Below are 20,592 nucleotides of genomic sequence, written 5' to 3' on the forward strand. Positions count from 1 at the left end.
CTGGTGATTCCCATGGGTTGGACGATGCTGATGGTGGCACACGGTGCATTGATTACAGAAATAGCTACACTCGGTCGGGTTGATCGGAGGTAGTTATCAGTGACCGTCGGTAATACCGGAAAGCGCAGGCAGCCTAGCCTGTCCCAGTTGCGCGCCTTCGCCGCCGTCGCGGAGCACCTGCACTTCCGGGACGCCGCCGCGGCGATCGGCGTGAGCCAGCCGGCCCTCTCCGGAGCCGTCTCCTCGCTGGAGGAGGCACTCGGTGTCACGTTGCTGGAGCGTACGACGCGCAAGGTGCTGCTCTCGCCCGCCGGTGAGCGGCTCGCCGTCCGGGCCAGGGCCGTGCTCGGGGAGGTCGGTGCCCTGCTGGAGGAGGCCGAGGCCGTCCGGGCGCCCTTCACCGGCGTACTGCGGCTCGGCGTCATCCCCACCGTCGCGCCCTATCTGCTGCCCACCGTGCTGCGGCTCGTCCACGACCGCTACCCCGACCTCGACCTCCAGGTCCACGAGGAACAGACCGCCAACCTGCTGGACGGGCTGGCCGGCGGGCGGCTCGACCTGCTGCTCCTCGCCGTCCCCCTCGGCGTGCCCGGCGTCGTCGAACTCCCCTTGTTCGACGAGGACTTCGTCCTGGTGACCCCGCTCGACCACCGGCTCGGCGGCCGGGAGGGCATCCCGCGCGAGGCCCTGAAGGAGCTCAATCTGCTGCTGCTCGACGAGGGGCACTGCCTGCGCGACCAGGCGCTCGACATCTGCCGCGAGGCCGGGCGCGAGAACGCTCCGGTGACGACGACCGCCGCGGGGCTGTCCACCCTCGTCCAGCTCGTCGCCGGCGGTCTCGGCTGCACCCTGCTGCCCCGCACCGCCCTCAGGGTCGAGACCTCCCGCAACAACCAGCTCCTCACCGGCTACTTCGCCGACCCCGCCCCCTCACGCCGTATCGCCCTGGCCATGCGCACCGGCGCGGCCCGCGCCGCCGAGTACCGGGAACTTGCCGCCGCCCTGCACGCGGACCTGCGGCCCCTGCCGGTGCGGGTGCTGGACGGCGGCCGGGACTGAGCCCCCGGGTGCGGGGCCCCAGTCCCGGGTGATCAGTCCCGGATGATCACTCCGTGCGCAGGCCTTCGGGGCGCATCAGGCGCAGCAGCGGCGGAAGGCTGAGCAGGGTGACCGCGAGGACGACTCCCGCGCCCATGCCGGTCATCGCCAGCACGCTCGGCCAGTGCACGGCCACCGTCGTGTTCGTCATCTTCAGCAGCACCGCTCCCAGCGTCACTCCCACCGCCGCGGCCAGCAGCAGGCCGAGCATGATCGGGATCGCCGTCTGCCACAGCACCGACAGGCTCAGCGTGCGCCGCCGGGTGCCGAAGGCGACCAGCGCCGACAGCAGCTTCTTCCGCTCGCGCAACTGCTCCAGCTGCGATACCAGCAGGCTCGCCCCGATCAGCAGCAGCACACAGGTCGCGCCGACGAACAGGCCGGTGCGGATGGAGGCGAACTTCTTCGACTCCTCGGTGGCGACCCACACGTGCGCGCCCGTCATCGGGTCGATCGCCGCCGCCGTGTTGCGTACGTACTCGTGCACGTCCGGCACCGACTGGTCGACCGAGATGTAGACCGATCCCCCGATCGCCGTGGACGCCCGCGCGGGCACCGCGGCCGGCGTCATCAGCAGGCCGCTGCGCCTGTCCCCCCTCGGGTCCTCGACCGAGCGGGCGGACTTCAGGGTGCCCGGGACGGTCCACGGGACCTCCGCGGTCTCCACCGAACCCGTGTCGATCTGGAGGTACAACTCGTGGCCTGGCCTGGCGAGTTTGAGAGTGTCGGCGTCGAACTTACCGCCGTTGAGGGCGAAGACGTCCCCGTCTCGGCAGGAGGACATGCGCGCCACCTCGCGCAGTGAGGCGCAGTCGCCGATCGTCACCCCGGCCGAGACCCGTTCCTCCTCGCGCTTCCAGGACACGTCACTGACCTCCGTCCCGGACAGCACGGTGGCCTTGCGTACGCCCTTCGTCGCCGAGAACCTGTCCACGGCCCCGGTGAGTGTGGAGCCCCGCGGCGCCATGACCTCCATCTGGGCCCGGAAGACGTTCTTCCCGGAGTTCTTGATGTAGTCGCTCTGCACCCCGGCGAAGAGCATCTGGAGCGCGATCGCCCCGGCCACCGCGACCGCGATGCCGCTGACCAGGCGTGCCGCCGTGCCGCTGCTCAACTGGAGCCGCCGTACCGCGAGCTGCCAGGCCACCCCGCCCCCGCCGAGCCGGCCGACGACCGTCTCCACGGTCCACGGCAGTAGCGCGGTCACGCCGATCAGCAGCAGTGTCACGCCGCCGATCACCAGATACCGGTTGAAGTCCCCGTTGGCGCGGCCCTGACCGAACATCGGGTAGAGCATCGCCAGTCCGGCCACGGGGATCAGCAGGCGCCACCACAGCCGGCGCCGGGCGGGCTTCGCCGTGCGCACCACGCCCAGCGGCTCGATGACCACTCCGCGCAGCGCCAGCAGGGTGACCAGCACCGCCGCGGCCGGTACCGCGACTGCGACCAGCGCGGCCAGCCAGGGGGAGGGGTTGAGGTAGCTGGGGAAGACGCTGATGCCGACGACCTCGACGGACCCGGCGGCCTGACGGCCAATCAGGAAGAAGACCGTGCCGAAGACCAGCCCGAGCAACGCGCCCGCCATCGCCTCGCCGGCCGCGATGCGACGGGTCATTCGGCCGTCGGAGCCGACCAGCCGGAGCGCTGCGAGCCTGCGGTCGCGCTGCTCGCCGCCGAACCGCACCGCCGCGGCGATGAACACGGCCACCGGCATCAGCAGCGCCACGAAGACGACCATCACGAGCAGCAGCAGCACCGGGTCCGAGCGCTCCGTCCGCTGCGGACTGCCGTACTCGGTGATCCGGGCCACCTGCCAGCCGTTGATGCGCGGCGCCAGGTTCTCCACGCCCGCGTAGTAGGCCATTTCGCGGGAACCGATGAGTCCGCTCTCGGCGATCGTGCCCGCCACGCGGTACGGCAGCCGCTCCCGCAGCAGCCTTCCGGAGCCGGAGTCGAGCAGTTCCCCGAGCGCGGGCGAGACCACCATCTCGCCCGGCTTCGGGTACGCGGCCACCCCAGGGGGAAGCGGCGCCCGCGGCCCCTCGGGCTCCACCAGCCGTCCGCGTACCTCCTTGTCGTGGTACGTCGTGTCGATGTCCGCGATCACCAGGGTGTCGTCGGCCTTCGGCGGGGGGTTCTGGATGTAGGTGTAGTCCTCGCGGGCCTCGTTCCGCTGGTGCCGTACCGACAGCGCGCTCGGTATCGCGGTCGTGAGCAGCAGCAGCGCCACGCCGAGCCCGACGCCGACCGCCGTGAGCACGACCCGGAGCCATCCCTCGCGGCCCCCAGTGAACGCGAACCTGGCCCCCATGCTCAGGTCGCGGGCCCACTGACGCGCACTCATACGATCCGCTCCATGTCCCGGGACTTGCCGTCCCGTACGACGATCTCGCGGTCGGAGTACGCGGCGACCCGCGCCTCGTGGGTGACGAGGACGACCGCCGCGTTGGACGACCGGGCGGCCTCCGTGAGCAGTTCCATCACCCGCTCGCCGTTGAGCGAGTCCAGGGCGCCGGTCGGTTCGTCGGCGAACAGCACACGCGGGTCGGTGACCAGCGCCCGGGCGACCGCGACGCGCTGCCCCTGACCGCCGGAGACCTCGCCGGGGCGCTTCTTGCGCAGGTCGTCGACCTCCAGCCGGCGCATCCACTCCAGCGCCGCCCGCTCGGCCTCCTTGCGGGAGGTGCCGTTCAGCCGGAGCGGCAGGGCGACGTTCTCCACGCAGGTCAGCTCGGGCACCAGCTGGCCGAACTGGAAGACGAAGCCGAACTCCGAGCGCCTGAGCGCACTGCGCTGGGCGTCAGTCATGGTCGACAGCTCACGGCCGTCGTAGGTGATCGAACCCGAGTCGGGGGTGACGATCCCGGCGAGGCAGTGCAGCAAGGTGGACTTGCCGGACCCGGAGGGGCCCATCACGGCGACGACCTCGCCGGCGTGGATGGAGAATCCGGCGCCGTCCAGGGCGGTGGTCGGGCCGTAGGCCTTGTGCAGGTTCTCGGCGGCCAGCAGGGAGCCGGGGGGAGGGGTCACCGGGCCACCGCCTCACGGAGCTTGTCGAGGCGGGCCGCGGTCAGCTCCAGCCAGCGCAGATCGGCCTCGAGGTGGAACAGGGCGTGGTCGCAGATGAGCTGGTCGGCGAGATCCCCCTTGCGCTTGCGTTCGGTCAGGATCCGCATGCTGCGCAGGTGCTCGGCGCGCTGGGTGTCGAGGACGTCGGCGGCATCGCGATGGGTGAGCAGCGCCAGGACGACCTTGGTGTAGAGCGTCGACTGAAGGTACAGTTCCGGCTTCTCCGGCGTGGCGAGCCACCGCTCCACGTCGGTGACGCCGGCCTCGGTGATCGCGTACCGCTTGCGCTCGGGGCCGTCACCCGCCTCGATTCCGTCGACCTCGACGAGCCCGTTCTTCAGCAGTCGGGACATCGTCGAGTAGACCTGGCCGTAGTGCAGCGGCCGGTCGTGACCGAACTTCTCGTCGAAGGCACGCTTCAGGTCGTAACCGTGGCGCGGGCCGGACTCAAGGAGCCCCAGGAGGGTGTGACCGATGGACATGCCGACGACTCTACACAGTGTGTATACGCGGCATGTATACACCGAGTGTCCATGCGGTGGCGGAAGGGGTGACCGCGCAGGTGGAGGGCGATTGTCACGGTTCTGCTACGGGGTCTGGGGCCCCTCGGGCGGTCGCGGGGTGCGTGGGGGGCGGCCCCGGCGCGGGAGGGGGCCGGCCTCGCCCGGCAGGCGGCCCGTCTCCGCGAGGGCGCGGCGCAGGACGAACTCGATCTGCGCGTTGGCCGAGCGGAGCTCGTCCGAGGCCCAGCGGGCGAGCGCGTCGTACACCGACGGGTCCAGCCGCAGCAGCACCTGCTTGCGCTGCCGCGGCCGGCGACCGGGCGAGGACCCTTCCTCGGTGGCGGTCACTGGTAGAGCGTCCCGGTGTTCAGTACGGGCTGCGGTGCCCGGTCCCCGCACAGCACCACCATCAGGTTCGACACCATCGCCGCCTTCCGTTCCTCGTCCAGTTCCACGATCCCCTGCTCGGAGATCCGCGCGAGCGCCGCCTCGACCATGCCGACCGCGCCGTCCACGATCTCCCGGCGGGCCGCGACGACCGCGCCGGCCTGCTGCCGCTGGAGCATCGCCGAGGCGATCTCGGGGGCGTAGGCCAGATGCGTGAAGCGGGACTCGACGATCTGCACTCCGGCCGCCTCCACGCGCGCGTGCAGTTCGGCGGCGAGCTTCTCGGTGATCTCCTCGGCGTTGCCGCGCAGGGACAGCCCGTCCTCGTCGTGTGCGTCGTAGGGGTACTCGATGGCGATGTGCCGTACGGCCGCCTCGGTCTGGGTGGAGACGAACTCCAGGAAGTCGTCCACCTCGAAGGTGGCCTGCGCGGTGTCCCGCACCTTCCACACCACGACCGCGGCGAGTTCGATGGGGTTGCCGTAGGCGTCGTTGACCTTGAGCACGGCGGTCTCGTGGTTGCGGACGCGGGTGGAGATCTTCGTCCGGGAGGTGAAGGGGTTCACCCAGCGCAGCCCGTCCTCGCGGATCGTGCCCCGGTAGCGGCCGAAGAGCTGGACGACCCGGGCTTCGCCGGGCGCGACCGTGTTCAGCCCGCACATCCCGAGCAGCGCGCCGATGCCGACCAGGAGGGCGACGACGATCAGCGCGGCCTTGGCGCCGGTGGTCGAGGCGTTCACCCCGCCCGCGAACAGGGCCGCCGCGACCAGCAGTCCGAGGAGGCCGAGGAGCAGGGCGAGCCCGCCCCCGATGCTGTGCGCCGGGAACTCTCGCACGCGCGGCTCGGGCATTGCGGGCAGCTCGGCCGGGTCGGTGGCGGGTGCGGAGTCCTGTGTGAGGTCGCGCGTGGCGTCGCGCGGTGGCTGTGCGGGCATGGCGGGTCCCCCTGGTCGTCGTAGGCCCGCGGCGTCGCGGGCCATGGTTTCTATCTATCTAAGTGATATCACTTTATCGCCTCACGGCAACCCTTGCTGCCCCTGGAACGTCGGTTCCACTGGGACAGGTGCTGATTGTCACGTCCGTAATGGGGCGGATCAGTGGGCCTTTGTCATAGACGGCGGTGTTAGCTTTCTGAGCTGACCCGGACCACGCACCTGAGTGACAGCCGAGACGGAAGCGGAGCGTACGGACCCATGGGACGAGCGGAAGATAGACGAGCGCGGCAGCGCGGTGGCCGCCGCGCGGCGCCCCAGGGGTCGTCCGCGATGCCGGCGGCCGGCATAGGACCCGCGGGCGGCGGCAGGGCCGCGGCCCGCCGGGCGGCGAAGCCGACGGGGAAGAGCGGCATAGGCCGCCTGTTCACCTGGAAGAAGATCCTCGGCACCTTCTTCGGCCTCTGCCTGCTGGGCATGGGCGCCTTCATCGTGCTGTACATGGTCGTGGACATACCCGAGGGCAACGCCGACGCGCAGCTCCAGAGCAACGTCTACAAGTACAGCGACGGCTCGATCCTCGCCCGTACCGGCGAGATCAACCGCGAGATGGTGGATCTGTCCAAGGTGCCCAAGGACGTCCAGCACGACTTCGTCGCCGCCGAGAACAAGACCTTCTACACCGACTCCGGCGTCGACCTGAAGGGCACCGCCCGCGGTCTGCTCAACACGCTGTCCGGCAAGGGCGCGCAGGGCGGTTCGACGATCACCCAGCAGTACGTCAAGAACTTCTACCTCAACCAGGACCAGACCATCACGCGCAAGCTGAAGGAGCTGGTCATCTCGCTGAAGGTGGACCAGCGGATGTCGAAGGACGACATCCTCGCCGGGTACATCAACACCAGCTACTACGGCCGGGGCGCCTACGGCATCCAGGCCGCCGCGCAGGCCTACTACCGCGTCGACGCCAAGGATCTCTCCGTCCAGCAGGGCGCGTACCTGGCCGCCCTGATGCAGGCCCCGAGCCAGTACGACTGGGCCGTCGCGAGCGACACCGGCAAGCGGCTCGCGCAGCAGCGCTGGAACTACGTGCTGGACAACATGGTCAAGCAGGGCTGGCTGGACGCCGGCAAGCGACAGACCATGAAGTTCCCCGTCCCCAAGGAGCCCCGGCCCGCTCCCGGGCGGGAGGGCCAGAAGGGCTACCTGATCGCGCTCGCCAACCAGCAGCTCGAACAGCAGCTGATGAAGGACCAGGGCCTGACCCAGGGCCAGGCGGAGCAGGCGGTCGAAGGCCAGGGCTGGAACATCACCCTGAACATCGACAAGAAGAAGCAGTCCGCGCTGGAGGAGGCGGTCAAGGCCCAGCTCACCAGCAAGCTGGACGCGAAGAAGCGGACGGTGGACGGACACGTCCAGGCCGGTGCCGTCTCCGTCGACCCGAAATCCGGGCACGTCGTCGCCCTGTACGGTGGCCAGGACTACCTGAAGCACTACCTCAACAACGCGACCCGGCGGGACTTCCAGCCGGCCTCCACCTTCAAGCCGGTGATCCTGGCCGCGGCGCTGGAGGGGGACTCCAGGACCCAGGACGGCCGGCCGATCGCGGCGAACACCGTCTACGACGGCACCAGCGGCCGTCAGGTCGTCGACCACGGCACCAAGGTCGGCTTCGGGCCGCCCAACGAGGACGACCAGAACTACGGCGACATCACCGTCCAGACGGCCATGAACAAGTCCGTCAACTCCGTCTTCGCGCAGATGGGCGTCGACGTGGGCATGGACAGGGTGATGGAGGTCGCCGGCAAGCTCGGCATGAACACCAAGGGCATGCAGGCGGTACCGGCCCAGACGCTGGGCTCCATGGGCGCCAGCCCGCTGGAGATGGCCGGGATGTACGCCACCCTCGACAACCACGGCAAGAAGGTCACCCCGACCATCGTGAAGTCGGCCGAGCAGAAGAGCCGTTCGGTCAAGATGGCCGACCCGATCGGCGAGCAGGTCATCAGCCGCGAGGCCGCCGACACGGTGACCTCCGTGCTGACCGGCGTGGTCGACGACGGTACGGCCCAGGGGTCCGTGCGGAACAATCCCCTGCGCAACGGCCAGCAGGTGGCGGGCAAGACGGGTACGTCCGACGAGAACAAGTCCGCCTGGTTCACCGGCTACACGCCGGGCCTGGTCACCTCCGTCGGCCTGTTCGGCGAGAACCCAAAGACCCACGCGCACACCACGCTGAGCGGTGCCACCGGACTCATCCCGGGCAGCGGCCGTATCAACGGCGGTGGCTACCCCGCGCAGATCTGGGCCGACTACACCTTCAACGCGATGGGCGCGGTCAGCAAGTTCGACCTGGAAGCCAAGCAGGGTGCCGCCGTGGAGCCGTCCACGTCCCCGACGGTCACCGAGTCGCCGAGCGAGACTCCGTCCGAGACACCCACCACCACCGCGCCGTCGGTGTCCGAGTCGCCCAGGGACACGCCGAGCCAGACGCCGTCGCAGACGCCGAGCCAGACACCGTCGCAGTCGCCGAGCGACACGCTGCCGAGCAGAGAGCCGACGGACGGTCTCAGCGAGACCCCGCTCCTCCCCAACGAGCAGTGAGCGACGCGCGGTGAATCACGCGCGGTGAGCAGCGCGAAGGGGCGCCCGGTCAGGCCGGGCGCCCCTTCGCGTGTCCGTGGGTCTCGGCTCAGCCCTGGTTCAGCTCGAACCAGACCACCTTGCCAGTGCTCAGCCGGGTCGCGCCCCAGCGTCTGGCCAGCCGGTTGACCAGGTACAGCCCGCGTCCGCCCTCGTCCGTGGCGCGGGCCTGCCGCAGACGCGGCAACTGCGGGACGTCGTCGCCGACCTCGCAGCGCAGCACATCCGTGCGCAGCAGGCGCAGGGTGACCGGGCGGGAGGCATAGCGCACGGCGTTGGTAACGACCTCGCTGATCAGCAGCTCCACGGAGTCGGTGAGTTCCTCCAGGCCCCAGCGGGCCAGCGCCTGGCGGGCCAGGCGGCGGGCCTGTCCGGGGGCGGCGTTCTCCGGGTCCAGGGTCCAGTACGCCACGTCGCTCGGCGCGATGCCGTCGAAACGGGCGGCGAGGAGCGCGATGTCGTCGTCCCGGTCGCCCGGGCCGAGCATGTCGAGCACCTCGTCGCACAGCGCTTCCAGCGGTGGCGGATGGTCGGGGCCGGTGAGCTGCGCGGTCGCCGAGAGCTTCTCGCGCAGCTGCTCTATGCCCGTCCACACGTCCCGCAGCCGCGACTCGACCAGACCGTCGGTGTACAGCAGCAGGGTCGCGCCCGCCGGGGCTTCCAGCTCGACCGCCTCGAAGTCGACGCCGCCGACGCCGATCGGCGCGCCCGGCGGCACCCGCAGCACCTCCGAGCGGCCGCCCAGGTGCAGCAGGACCGGCGGCGGGTGCCCGGCGTTGGCGATGGTGATGCGGTGCGCGACCGGGTCGTAGACCGCGTACAGGCAGGTCGCCATGCGGTCGGAGCCCAGGCGCTGCGCCTGCTCGTCGAGGTGGTGCAGCACCTCCTGCGGCGGCAGGTCGAGCCCGGCCAGGGTCTGCGCGGTGGTGCGCAGCTGGCCCATGATCGCGGCCGAGGTCATGGAGTGGCCCATGACGTCGCCGACGACGAGGGCGACCCGGCTGCCGGGCAGCGGAATCGCGTCGTACCAGTCCCCGCCGACCCGCGCGGTCTCCGCGGCGGGCAGATAGCGGGAGGCCAGCCGTACGCCGGTGGGGCGGGGCAGTGTCTCCGGCAGCATGGTGCGCTGCAACTCGTCGGCGATGTACGCCTCACGGCCGTACAGCACCGCTTTGTCGATGCCGAGTGCGCTGTGCGTGGCGAGCTGCGCGGCGACGAGCAGGTCGTCGGGCTGGAACGCGTGGCGCTCCGGGCGGCGCAGGAACAGCGCGGCACCGATGACCCGCCGCCGGCCGCGCAGCGGGGCGAGAATGGTGCGCTGCCCGTCGGGCACGACCAACTCGGAGTCCTCGCCGAGGAGTTCCGTCAGGGCGGCGTGGGCGGACGCGGTGTCCGTGAACACCGGACGTACGCCGCGCAGCACCTCGCCCAGCGCGGAGCCGGGCCGTACCTCGCACAGCTCGTTGGTCACCGCCGACAGCTCGGCCGGCTGCTCCGGCACCGGCGCCGGCATGAACCCCAGCTCGGTGTCGCGCTCCGCCGGTATCCGGTCGGTGCGCCGCAGCCGCAGGACGAGCGGGCCGGCGGGCCGTTCGTCGCCCACCGGCAGCGGCTCGCGCAGATACACGAGGATGGCGTCGGAGAAGGTCGGCACGGTGGCCCGGCACAGCCCCAGGACGATCTCGTCGAGGTCCATGCCGCGGGCGATGCGCCGGGTGGCCGCCCCCACGAACCGCAGCCGGTCCCCGTCCCGGCGCATCGGCAGCGTCCGCCCGGGCGGCAGCCCCTGTCCGGTACGGCGCTCCTGGCCGTCGGGAAGCGCACCGCGCCCGGCCCGCCGCTCCTGGCCACCGGGCCCGCCCGCCGCGCGGGGCGCCTCGGGGTTCGCCGGCCCGGAGTCGGTGCCCTCGAGGGTCCCGTCCTCGCCGGTCCTGCCCCCGGGGACCCTGGCCGCCGCGTCCGGCTGGGCGGGGATGCCCTCCGGCGCGGGGCGCGGACGGTGTGCGTCGGGCTCGGCGGACGCCGGCTGGGAGTGCTCGGATCCGGCCGCGCCGACCGGACGCGGCGCGTCGTCGGCCGGGCCGGACTGAAGCGGTAACGCCGCGGCCCCCGGGGCGGTGGGGGTACGCAGAAGCGCCCCACGGGCGTCCGCGGGGTCGGCGCCCGGCTGGGGGCGTTCGAAGGAGGTCGGCTGCTCCGTCACGCGTGTCGAATCCATCCGTCCGGGGCTGCGCGCCGGGCGCGCAGTTCGTCCCGCCGAAGACCCGATACCCGGAATACATGCCCCAGGAACGGATTTCCGGCGTGGTCAGAGGCTGTTGCTGTGCCGCCGGCGAACCGACCGCGGTCCGCACGGGTGTTGCCCTCGTACCCCTCGCTCACGTCCTGCCGCCCCTCGGTGACGTTCGATCAGGCCCGGTTCGCACTCCGGGAGTTGGTACCGGCCCTTCGCCTGTTGCGGAGGACGATCCTACGTTTCCCGCCCGGGGGCGCATCAAGGGTCTCATGAGGCCACGCGTGTGGGGGAGCGGTCCCAGTCGTCCGGCAGTGACGGTACCTCCCAGGCCGGGTCCGGGCGCCACTGCTGCCATGACTGGCAGAACGGCGGCCGCCAGGCGCGGATCGTCTCCACCGCATCCCGGCCCGCGGCCCGGACCCGCTCGGCGAGTTCGGCGTCCACCAGTCCGTCCCGCTGTGCCTGCGCGAACTCGTCCTCGTCCCGCCAGTGCCAACTGCGGTCCGGGTGAACGGAGATGTCCAGAAAGTGATCCTCGGAGTCCACCCCGTCCGCCCAGCGGGCCAGTGGTTCCTCCAGGTTGACGTACCAGTTCTTGAACCGCCAGCCGGGCTCCCAGAACAGCCACACCGACCAGGGCTCGCCGGGCCGGGCCAGTTTCAGCACGCCCGTGCCGAACCAGCGGTCGCGCTGCACGGTGCGCGGCTTGGTGTAACGCGACGTGAGCGGTTCCAGGTGCACGGGTGTGCCGTCGGCGAGCACGGGTCTGACGCACTCGGTACCGGGCGCCATCCACACGGCGAGCAGCCCCGGGTCGTCCTGTACAACGGTCACGGGCCGCACGATGTGGAAGCGCGCGCCGCCGTTCTCCCGGTACCGCCACAGGATCCGGCTGCCGGGGGTCCAGGGCGCCGCCGCACCGCCCGTCGTCGCGCGTGCGGTCGCTCCGTCGTGTGCCATGGGCAAATATTAGGTGCCCGGGGCATCCGCCGCCGTGCGGGACGTCAGGGTTCACGCCCCGGCAGCACCAGGTTACGGACGTGTCATCCGCAGGACGTCCAGCGCCCGGTCTAGTTGCTCCGTCGTGAGCAGACCGCGCTCGACGTAGCCGCCTTCCACGACGACCTGACGGATCGTCTTCTGCTCGGCCAGCGCCCTCTTGGCGACCTTCGCCGCCTCCTCGTACCCCAGGTACTTGTTGAGCGGGGTGACCACGGACGGCGAGGACTCGGCGTACTCACGGGCGCGTTCGCGGTGGGCGACGATCCCGTCCACGGTCCTGTCGGCGAGCAGCCGGGACACGTTGGCCAGCAGCCGGACCGACTCCAGCACGTTCTTGGCGATGACCGGGAGCATGACGTTGAGCTCGAAGTTGCCGGCGGCGCCGGCGGTGGCGACGGTGGCGTCGTTGCCGACGACCTGGGCGCAGACCATGAGCACGGCCTCGGGGATGACCGGGTTGACCTTGCCGGGCATGATCGAGGAACCGGGCTGGAGGTCGGGCAGGGAGATCTCGGCGAGCCCGGTCCTGGGCCCGGAGGCCATCCACCGCAGATCGTTGGCGATCTTCGTCAGCCCGACGGCGATCGTCCGCAGCTGGCCGCTGGTCTCGACGATGCCGTCCCTGGCCCCCTGCGCCTCGAAGTGGTCGCGGGCCTCGGTGAGCGGCAGCCCGGTGGCGCGGGCGACCTCCTCGATCACGGCGGCGGAGAAGCCGGGCGGGGTGTTGATGCCGGTGCCGACGGCGGTCCCGCCGAGGGGCAGCTCGGCCAGCCGGGGCAGGGAGGCGTTCAGGCGCTCGATGCCGTACCGCACCTGGGCGGCGTATCCGGCGAACTCCTGGCCGAGGGTCACGGGCGTGGCGTCCATCAGATGCGTCCGCCCGGACTTCACCACGTCGGCGAACTCCTCGGCCTTGCGGGTGAGCGCGCTCGCGAGGTGGTCCAGGGCGGGCACCAGATCGCGGGTGACGGCGGCGGTGGCGGCGATGTGGATCGACGACGGGAAGACGTCGTTGGAGGACTGCGAGGCGTTGACGTGGTCGTTGGGGTGCACGTCCCGGCCCAGCCGTTCACCGGCGAGGGTGGCGATGACCTCGTTGGTGTTCATGTTGGACGAGGTTCCGGACCCGGTCTGGAACACGTCGACGGGGAAGTGCTCGTCCCATTTGCCCTCGGCTACCTCGGCCGCCGCGTCCTGGATCGCCCCGGCGACGTCCTCGTCCAGCACCCCCAGCCGTGCGTTCACCTCGGCCGCGGCGCCCTTGATCCGCGCCAGCGCCTCGATGTGCGCGCGCTCGAGCCGCTGCCCGGAGACGGGGAAGTTCTCCACCGCCCGCTGCGTCTGGGCACGCCACTTGGCGTGCACGGGGACCTGGACCTCGCCCATGGAGTCGTGCTCGATGCGGTATTCGCTCATACCGCGTACAGCGCGGGCGGCGGTGCGGATGTTCCGGCTGTGGCCCGGACGGGGCGGAGCCCCCGGCGGCTGCCGAGGGCTCCGGGAGGATGGTGGGGACCGACTCAGGCGAGACCGGGGCCCCGGACCGGGATCGACGTGAAGGTCGGCTGGGGGGCCGGGTCCTGGAAGAAGTCGTTGCCCTTGTCGTCGACGACGATGAACGCCGGGAAGTCCTCGACCTCGATCTTCCAGACGGCCTCCATGCCGAGTTCCTCGTACTCCACGACCTCGACCTTCTTGATGCAGTCCTGGGCCAGGCGGGCCGCCGGACCGCCGATCGAGCCGAGGTAGAAGCCGCCGTGGGTGCCGCACGCGTCCGTGACCTGCTTGCTGCGGTTGCCCTTGGCCAGCATCACCTTGGAGCCGCCCGCCGCCTGGAACTGCTCGACGTAGGAGTCCATGCGGCCGGCCGTGGTCGGACCGAAGGAACCGGACGCGTAGCCCTCGGGGGTCTTGGCCGGGCCCGCGTAGTACACCGGGTGGTCCTTGAGGTACTGCGGCATCTCCTCGCCCGCGTCGAGCCGCTCCTTGATCTTGGCGTGCGCGATGTCGCGGGCCACCACCAGCGGACCGGTCAGCGACAGCCGGGTCTTGACCGGGTACTTGGTCAGCTCGGCCAGGATCGACTCCATCGGCTGGTTGAGGTCGATGCGGACCACGTCCGACGACTCGTCCAGGTGCTCGTCCGTGGTCTCCGGCAGGAACCGCGCCGGGTCCTTCTCCAGCTGCTCCAGGAAGACGCCCTCGGGGGTGATCTTCGCGAGCGCCTGGCGGTCGGCCGAGCAGGAGACGGCGATGGCCACCGGGCAGGACGCGCCGTGCCGCGGCAGCCGGACCACGCGCACGTCGTGGCAGAAGTACTTGCCGCCGAACTGCGCGCCGATCCCGATCTTCTGCGTCAGCTCGAAGACCTTCTCCTCCAGCTCCTCGTCCCGGAAGCCGTGCCCGAGCGGCGAGCCCTCGGTGGGCACGTTGTCCAGGTAGTGCGCGGAGGCGTACTTCGCCGTCTTCAGGGCGTACTCGGCGCTCGTGCCGCCGACCACGATCGCCAGGTGGTACGGCGGGCACGCGGCCGTGCCCAGCGAACGGATCTTCTCCTCCAGGAACTTCATCATGGAGGCCTCGTTCAGGACGGCCTTCGTCTCCTGGTACAGGAAGGACTTGTTGGCCGAGCCGCCGCCCTTCGCCATGAACAGGAACTTGTACGCGCCGCCGTCCGTCGCGTACAGCTCGATCTGCGCGGGCAGGTTGGAGCCGGTGTTCTTCTCCTCCCACATGGTGAGCGGAGCCATCTGCGAGTAGCGCAGGTTCAGCTTGGTGTAGGCGTCGTAGATGCCCCGGGAGAGGGCCTTCTCGTCCTCGCCCGCCGTCAGCACGTTCTGGCCGCGCTTGCCCATGACGATCGCCGTGCCCGTGTCCTGGCACATGGGCAGCACGCCGGCCGCGGCGATGTTCGCGTTCTTGAGCAGGTCCAGGGCGACGAACTTGTCGTTCGCCGAGGCCTCCGGGTCGTCGATGATCCGGCGCAGCTGCGCGAGGTGGTCCGGGCGCAGGTAGTGCTGGATGTCGTGGACGGCCTCTTCGGCCAGCTTGCGCAGCGCCTCCGGCTCGACCTTGAGGAACGTACGCCCGTCGGGCCCCTCGACGGTGGAGACGCCCTCGGACGTCACCAGTCGGTACGGGGTGGTGTCCTCACCCTGGGGGAGCAGATCGGTGTACGCGAACTCAGGCATCTGGCCCATTCCTCACTCGGCAGACGGCTGCCCGCCGACACCGGCGGGCGACCACCAGCGTAGAACCTGGCCCCGACAGTGAACCTGTGAGGTCCCGCTCAGTCCCGGTGGGGCGCGGTGCGCGACGCGCCCGTCGTCCACACCCCTAGTCGCGATCTATCGCGTTTCGGTACGCTGCTGCCGTGGACCTTCAGAAGCAGACCGAACCGCGTACGGCCGCCGCCCCTGTCGCCGAACTGCGCGCCTCGGACGCCGACCGTGACCGTATCGCCGACATCCTGCGCGAGGCCCTCGCCGAGGGCCGTCTGAACGCCGACGAGCACGCCGAGCGCGTCGAGGGGGTGCTGAACGCCAAGACGGTCGGCGAGCTGGAGGTCTTCATCCAGGACCTGCCCGCCGCCCACCAGCGCCGCGCGGCCGCCGCGTACACCCCCGCGCCGAACCGGCCGGCGGCCGGCGAGATACCCTCCGTCGCCGACGAGAACGTGGTGGCGGTGTTCAGCCAGGCCACCCGCCGCGGCCGCTGGCGCCCCGGACGCCGGGTGCACGCGTACGCGATCTTCGGCAGCGTGGAGATCGACCTCAGCGAGGCGGTCTTCGAGTACCAGCAGGTCGTCATCAAGGCCGTCTCGGTCTTCGGCGACGTGCAGGTCCGCGTCCCGGAGAACGTGTCGCTGCGCGGCACCGGCGGCGGCGTCCTCGGCAACTTCGAGGTGGTCACGCTGGATTCGCCCGAGTCCGAGGCACCCGTCGTCTACGTCGACGGCTGGGCCGTGCTGGGCAACGTCGAGGCGCGGCCGAAGCGGGGCAAGCTCGTCGCGGACATTCTCGACCGCGTCCAGAGCAAGGTGGACAAGCATCTGCGCAAGCACATGTGACAACGGCGGTCGTCCTCGGACGACGGCGGTCACCGACCGGGCGGTTGGGAACTCAGTGCATAGGCACGCGCACAGCGGGTAGGCCTTGCTGCATCGTCTCTCGGACCCTCCAGCTCGCGAAGCCGTCGTCAGGAGAAGACCGTGCTGCAACCGCCGCATTCGTCGCTGCAGGTAGCTGCCGTTCCGGCCCGGCGGGCGCCGGCGCGCGACCGGGATCAGGACGCGCCCTGGCACACCGAGGCGGTGTGCCGGCGTGACGAGGCGGGCCTGTTCTTCGCGCCCTCCAAGGAGCCCACCGCCGCACGGCTGTCCCGCGAGGAGGCGGCCAAGCGGGTCTGCGCGCGCTGCCCGGTCATGGTCGAGTGCCGCGAGCACGCGCTGCTGCAACCCGAGCCGTACGGTGTCTGGGGCGGCCTCACCGCCGCCGAGCGCCGCGTCGTCCTGGCCCGGCGCCGCCGCCGCGACCTGGAGCTGAAGAAGGCGGCCCGCACCACGGGACGCATAGCGGCGGCGGGGTAGGGCCCGCCCGGAAGCGGCGGGGTGAGGCCAGCCCACCGGACCGGCTCCGCCCCGCCCCGGCCACCCTTTCGGACCGGGCAACCGGCCGCCGGACCGAACGCACGTACGCGTATGGGGCGCTCCCTCCGCACCGGGAGCGCCCCATCGCCGTAACGGGTCCGCGGACCGGCTACTTCGCGCGGTCGAAGTCGATCGCGCTGTACGCCCGCAGCTTGCTCAGCCGGTGCTCGGAGTCGATCCGGCGGACCGTGCCGGACTTGGACCGCATCACGATCGAGTCGGTCGTCGCCGTCTCGGCGCGGTAGCGCACGCCGCGCATCAGCTCGCCGTCGGTGATGCCGGTGGCGACGAAGAAGACGTTCTCGCCGGAGACCAGGTCGTCCGTGGTCAGCACGCGGTCCAGGTCGTGCCCGGCGTCGAGCGCCCGCTGCCGCTCCTCGTCGTCCTTCGGCCACAGCTTGCCCTGGATCGTGCCGCCCAGGCACTTCACGGCGCAGGCCGAGATGATGCCCTCGGGCGTGCCGCCGATGCCGAGCAGCAGGTCGATGCCGGTGCCGTCGCGCAGCGCCAGGATCGAGCCGGCCACGTCGCCGTCGGAGATCAGCTTGATGCGGGCGCCCGTCTCCCGGATCTCCCTGATCATGCTCTCGTGCCGCGGCCGGTCCAGGATGACGACCGTGACGTCCTCCGGCGTGGACCGCTTGGCCTTGGCCACGCGCTTGATGTTCACGGACACCGGAGCGTTGATGTCGACGAAGTCGGCCGCCTCCGGCCCGGTGACCAGCTTGTCCATGTAGAACACGGCGGACGGGTCGAACATCGCGCCGCGCTCGGCGGCGGCGAGGACCGCGATCGCGTTCGGCATGCCCTTGGCGGTCAGGGTGGTGCCGTCGATCGGGTCGACGGCGATGTCGACCTCCGGCCCGGTGCCATCGCCGACGTGCTCGCCGTTGAAGAGCATCGGGGCCTCGTCCTTTTCCCCCTCGCCGATGACGACGACGCCGTTCATCGACACGGTGGAGACGAGGGAGCGCATGGCGCGCACGGCGGCGCCGTCGGCGCCGTTCTTGTCACCGCGCCCGACCCAGCGGCCCGCGGCCATGGCCGCTGCCTCGGTCACCCGGACGAGTTCCAGGGCGATGTTGCGGTCGGGCGCCTCGGAGGGCACCTCGAGCTCGGAGGGAAGATGATGATGCTCGGTCATCGGAGCGCACCTTTCTGATACGACGACGGCCGGATGAGGGTGTTGGCCCCGACTCTATCTCCGGACGGGCAGAATGAGCAGGGGACCCCACGGATGAGCGGGCCGGGCACCTGCGACGATAGGGGGCGTGGCAGGTTCGAACGGCAAGCAGAAGACGGTCCGGGACATGATTCTCTCCCTGGGCCTGATCGGGATCGCGGCGGCGGTCATCTATCTCTTCGTCCCGCACGACACCAAGGCGCCCGACATCCAGCGGGTCGACTACAGCATCGAGTTGACCACCGCACGCCGGGCGGCGTCGTACCTGGTGGCCGCGCCCGAGGGCCTGCCCGACACCTGGAAGGCCACCTCGGTCCGCTTCCGGGCCCACGAGAAGGACCACTGGCACCTGGGTTTCCAGGATCCCGACGGCCAGTACGTGGCGGTCGAGCAGTCCGCGGAGAAGCGCAAGGACTTCATCGACGCGGCCAGCCTGGGCGGGCGGGCCACGAAGGTCACCGAGGAGATCGACGGCCGCACGTGGACGCGCTACACCGGCGGCCGCTACGACGCGCTCGTGCTGGAGGACACCAAGGGATCCACGACGGTGGTGGCGGGCACGGCGTCCTTCGACCGGCTGACGACGATGGCACGAGCGCTGAAGACGCCCTGAAAGCCGGCCCACGCGCCGACAGCGACCCCGCCTTGACCGGCGGGTCCCCTGCCCCTGACCGTCGGCCCCGGCCGTGACGGCGGGCCTCGGCCTTGGCCGTCGGGGCTGCCCCCGACCGCAGGCCCCCGGCCTTCAGCGCGAGCCTTGGCCCTGACCGGCCGGGTCTCCGTCCTGATCCGCAGGCCCTGGCCCTGACCGGCGGGCTCCTTGGGCCCGACTGCGGCGGGCCTTGGCCCTGACTGTGGGCCCGGCTCCGATTGGGTCCTGGTCCTGACCGGGGGCCCGGCTTCAACCACGGTCCCGGCCCTGACTGCGGGCTCCGGCCCCGGCTGCGGGCCTTGGCCCTGGCCGAGGCGCTCGCCGGTCCCGACTGCGGGCGTTGGTCCCGACCGCGGGCCCGGTCCCGATTGCGGGCCTTGGATCCGACCGCGGGGCCTGGCTGCGGCTGTGGGCCTCGTCCCGACTACGGGGCTTGGTTCCGACCGCGGGTCCTGGTTCCCACTGCGGGCCCTTGGTGCCGAACCGGCGGATCCCCTGGTCCCGACCGTGGGCCTTGGTTCTGACCGCGGGTTCTGGCTCCGATTGCGGGCCTCGGTCCCGACTACGGGCCTCGGCTCCGACTGGCGGATCCCCCGGCCCCGGCCGTCGGACCCGGGCTCCGGCCGTCGGACCCCGGCTCCGACCACCGGACCCCGGCCCTGACCGCGGGTCGGCCCCGGACTGTGGCCGGCCCTGAACACCGGGTCCTGCACCGACCGTGGGCCCCCGCTCTACTCCGAGCCCTCCGACCCCTCGCGTTCCGCTTCCTCCGCGAGGGTCGCGTCCAGGCGGGCGCGGGCGCCCTCCAGCCAGCGGCGGCACACCTTGGCCAGTTCCTCGCCGCGTTCCCACAGCGCGAGGGACTCCTCCAGGCTCGTACCGCCCGCCTCCAGGCGCCGGACGACCTCGATCAGCTCGTCCCGTGCCTGCTCGTAGCCGAGTGCCTCATCCGCCTTGCTTGTCATCCGCCCACCCTATGTGTCGACACGAACCGTGAACTCGCCCTCGGCGACCCGGGCCCGCAGGGCCTCGTCCGCCGTCACCTCTCCCGGGTCGCGGACCACATGCCCGTCGGCCTTCTGGAGCACGGCGTACCCGCGCCGGAGGGTCGCGGCGGGGGAGAGGGCCACCACACGCGCGTGCGTGTGCGTCAGCTCGGAGTCCGCGCGGTCCAGCAGGTGCCGCAGGGTGCGCCGGCTACGGTCGAGGACCGACGCGATGTGGTCCTCGCGCTCCTCGATCATGCGGTGCGGGTCCTCCATGCACGGCCGGGCGAGCGCGTGGGCGAGCCCCCGCTCCTCCCGCTCGACGAGCGTCCGCACGCACCTGCGGGCCCGGTCCCGCAGCTGCCGTACCCGCTCGTACTCCTCGCCGACGTCCGGTACGACCCTCTTCGCGGCGTCGGTCGGGGTGGAGGCGCGCAGGTCGGCGACGTAGTCGAGCAGCGGGGTGTCCGGCTCGTGCCCGATCGCGGACACCACGGGTGTACGGCATGAGGCGACCGCGCGCACCAGCTGCTCGTCGGAGAAGGGCAGCAGGTCCTCCACGCTGCCGCCGCCGCGCGCCACGATGATCACGTCCACGTCGTCGGTCGCGTCCAGCTCCTTCACGGCCTGCACGACCTGCGGGACGGCGTGCACGCCCTGCACGGCGACGTTGCGCACCTCGAAGCGGACCGCGGGCCAGCGGTGCCGGGCGTTCTCCAGCACGTCCCGCTCGGCGGCGGACGCCCGGCCGCAGACCAGCCCGACGAGCTGGGGCAGGAAGGGCAGGGGCTTCTTCCGCTCGGCCGCGAACAGTCCCTCCGCCGCGAAGGTCTTCTTCAGCTGCTCCAGCCGGGCCAGCAGCTCACCGACGCCCACTGGCCTTATCTCGACGGCCCGCAGCGACAACTGCCCGCGCGGCGCGTACCACTCCGGTTTGGCGTGCACCACGACCCGCGCGCCCTCGCCGACCACGTCGGCGATCGCGTCGAACACCTGGCGGTAGCAGGTCACGCTGACGGAGATGTCGTACGACGGATCGCGCAGCGTCAGGAACACCACGCCCGCACCCGGGCGCCGCGACAACTGCGTGATCTGCCCCTCGACCCACACCGCGCCGAGCCGCTCGATCCACCCCCCGATCAGCCGCGACACCTCGCCGACGGGCAGGGGAGCTTCGGGAGACGTGGAGACAGCCATGCCCGCGAGAGTAGCCGCCCCCACCGACAACCCCCACCCCCTCGCCCACCGGCCCG

At 71.4% G+C, this 20,592-nt stretch carries 17 protein-coding genes; 5 read left to right on the forward strand and 12 right to left on the reverse strand.

The annotated features are described in order from the left end of the window. The first annotated feature begins 99 nt into the window (after window positions 1–99). Window positions 100–1,059: a LysR substrate-binding domain-containing protein gene (locus ACWEK3_RS24835; RefSeq protein WP_453250621.1), complete on the forward strand. Its 960-nt coding sequence runs from the start codon at window positions 100–102 to the stop codon at window positions 1,057–1,059. 46 nt (window positions 1,060–1,105) lie between these two features. Here the strand turns inward: ACWEK3_RS24835 and ACWEK3_RS24840 are convergent, their stop codons facing one another. From ACWEK3_RS24840 to ACWEK3_RS24860, 5 genes are all read right to left on the reverse strand, one after another. Beyond that, window positions 1,106–3,442 carry an FtsX-like permease family protein gene (locus ACWEK3_RS24840; RefSeq protein WP_453250622.1) on the reverse strand — a complete coding sequence of 779 codons (2,337 nt, stop codon included), beginning with the start codon at window positions 3,440–3,442 and terminating at the stop codon, window positions 1,106–1,108. Further along, window positions 3,439–4,128, reverse strand: a complete 690-nt coding sequence (locus ACWEK3_RS24845; RefSeq protein WP_450539351.1) for an ABC transporter ATP-binding protein — start codon at window positions 4,126–4,128, stop codon at window positions 3,439–3,441. The genes ACWEK3_RS24840 and ACWEK3_RS24845 overlap by 4 nt, the downstream gene beginning before the upstream one ends. Beyond that, window positions 4,125–4,649, reverse strand: a complete 525-nt coding sequence (locus ACWEK3_RS24850; protein ID WP_361413147.1) for a PadR family transcriptional regulator — start codon at window positions 4,647–4,649, stop codon at window positions 4,125–4,127. The genes ACWEK3_RS24845 and ACWEK3_RS24850 overlap by 4 nt, the downstream gene beginning before the upstream one ends. 105 nt (window positions 4,650–4,754) lie before the next feature. Continuing rightward, the gene (locus ACWEK3_RS24855; RefSeq protein WP_453250623.1) at window positions 4,755–5,018 is read right to left on the reverse strand and encodes a hypothetical protein; all 264 of its coding nucleotides are present in this window, start codon (window positions 5,016–5,018) and stop codon (window positions 4,755–4,757) included. After that, window positions 5,015–5,992: an SPFH domain-containing protein gene (locus tag ACWEK3_RS24860; RefSeq protein WP_450539355.1), complete on the reverse strand. Its 978-nt coding sequence runs from the start codon at window positions 5,990–5,992 to the stop codon at window positions 5,015–5,017. The genes ACWEK3_RS24855 and ACWEK3_RS24860 overlap by 4 nt, the downstream gene beginning before the upstream one ends. A 258-nt stretch (window positions 5,993–6,250) precedes the next feature. Between ACWEK3_RS24860 and ACWEK3_RS24865 the strand changes: the two genes are divergently transcribed. Next, a complete protein-coding gene (locus tag ACWEK3_RS24865; RefSeq protein ID WP_453250624.1) occupies window positions 6,251–8,593 on the forward strand; it encodes a transglycosylase domain-containing protein in 2,343 nt (780 codons plus the stop codon). 88 nt (window positions 8,594–8,681) lie between these two features. On the opposite strand, the gene ACWEK3_RS24870 is transcribed toward ACWEK3_RS24865, so the two are convergent. The 4 genes from ACWEK3_RS24870 to ACWEK3_RS24885 form a co-directional block, all read right to left on the reverse strand. Then, a complete protein-coding gene (locus ACWEK3_RS24870) occupies window positions 8,682–10,835 on the reverse strand; it encodes a SpoIIE family protein phosphatase (RefSeq protein ID WP_450539359.1) in 2,154 nt (717 codons plus the stop codon). Between the two features lie 300 nt (window positions 10,836–11,135). After that, on the reverse strand, window positions 11,136–11,828 hold the full coding sequence (gene fomD / locus ACWEK3_RS24875; protein WP_450539360.1) for a cytidylyl-2-hydroxypropylphosphonate hydrolase: 693 nt from the start codon (window positions 11,826–11,828) through the stop codon (window positions 11,136–11,138). Window positions 11,829–11,900: 72 nt separating this feature from the next. After that, window positions 11,901–13,286 carry a class II fumarate hydratase gene (locus ACWEK3_RS24880; protein ID WP_450539362.1) on the reverse strand — a complete coding sequence of 462 codons (1,386 nt, stop codon included), beginning with the start codon at window positions 13,284–13,286 and terminating at the stop codon, window positions 11,901–11,903. Between the two features lie 104 nt (window positions 13,287–13,390). Next, window positions 13,391–15,070, reverse strand: coding sequence for a fumarate hydratase (locus tag ACWEK3_RS24885; protein ID WP_361413152.1), 1,680 nt, complete (start codon window positions 15,068–15,070; stop codon window positions 13,391–13,393). A gap of 173 nt (window positions 15,071–15,243) precedes the next feature. On the opposite strand from ACWEK3_RS24885, the gene ACWEK3_RS24890 reads away from it, so the two are divergent. Together ACWEK3_RS24890 and ACWEK3_RS24895 are read left to right on the forward strand one after the other, a co-directional pair. Next, window positions 15,244–15,939: a DUF1707 SHOCT-like domain-containing protein gene (locus ACWEK3_RS24890; RefSeq protein ID WP_384094414.1), complete on the forward strand. Its 696-nt coding sequence runs from the start codon at window positions 15,244–15,246 to the stop codon at window positions 15,937–15,939. A gap of 141 nt (window positions 15,940–16,080) precedes the next feature. Beyond that, entirely contained in the window at window positions 16,081–16,458 is a 378-nt protein-coding gene (locus ACWEK3_RS24895; protein WP_384431758.1) for a WhiB family transcriptional regulator, read from the forward strand. Between the two features lie 169 nt (window positions 16,459–16,627). Here ACWEK3_RS24895 and glpX read toward each other — a convergent pair whose 3' ends face one another. Continuing rightward, window positions 16,628–17,662, reverse strand: coding sequence for a class II fructose-bisphosphatase (gene glpX / locus ACWEK3_RS24900; protein ID WP_326803908.1), 1,035 nt, complete (start codon window positions 17,660–17,662; stop codon window positions 16,628–16,630). A gap of 127 nt (window positions 17,663–17,789) precedes the next feature. Between glpX and ACWEK3_RS24905 the strand changes: the two genes are divergently transcribed. After that, entirely contained in the window at window positions 17,790–18,314 is a 525-nt protein-coding gene (locus ACWEK3_RS24905) for a DUF4245 domain-containing protein (protein ID WP_453250625.1), read from the forward strand. Window positions 18,315–19,084: 770 nt separating this feature from the next. Here the strand turns inward: ACWEK3_RS24905 and ACWEK3_RS24910 are convergent. Continuing rightward, complete coding sequence (locus tag ACWEK3_RS24910; RefSeq protein ID WP_361413156.1) at window positions 19,085–19,318, reverse strand: exodeoxyribonuclease VII small subunit; 234 nt, start codon at window positions 19,316–19,318, stop codon at window positions 19,085–19,087. Window positions 19,319–19,327: 9 nt separating this feature from the next. Continuing rightward, window positions 19,328–20,536 carry an exodeoxyribonuclease VII large subunit gene (gene xseA, locus ACWEK3_RS24915; RefSeq protein WP_450539367.1) on the reverse strand — a complete coding sequence of 403 codons (1,209 nt, stop codon included), beginning with the start codon at window positions 20,534–20,536 and terminating at the stop codon, window positions 19,328–19,330. Between the last annotated feature and the right edge of the window lie 56 nt (window positions 20,537–20,592).

It is taken from the genome of Streptomyces sp. NPDC004721 (assembly GCF_053601495.1).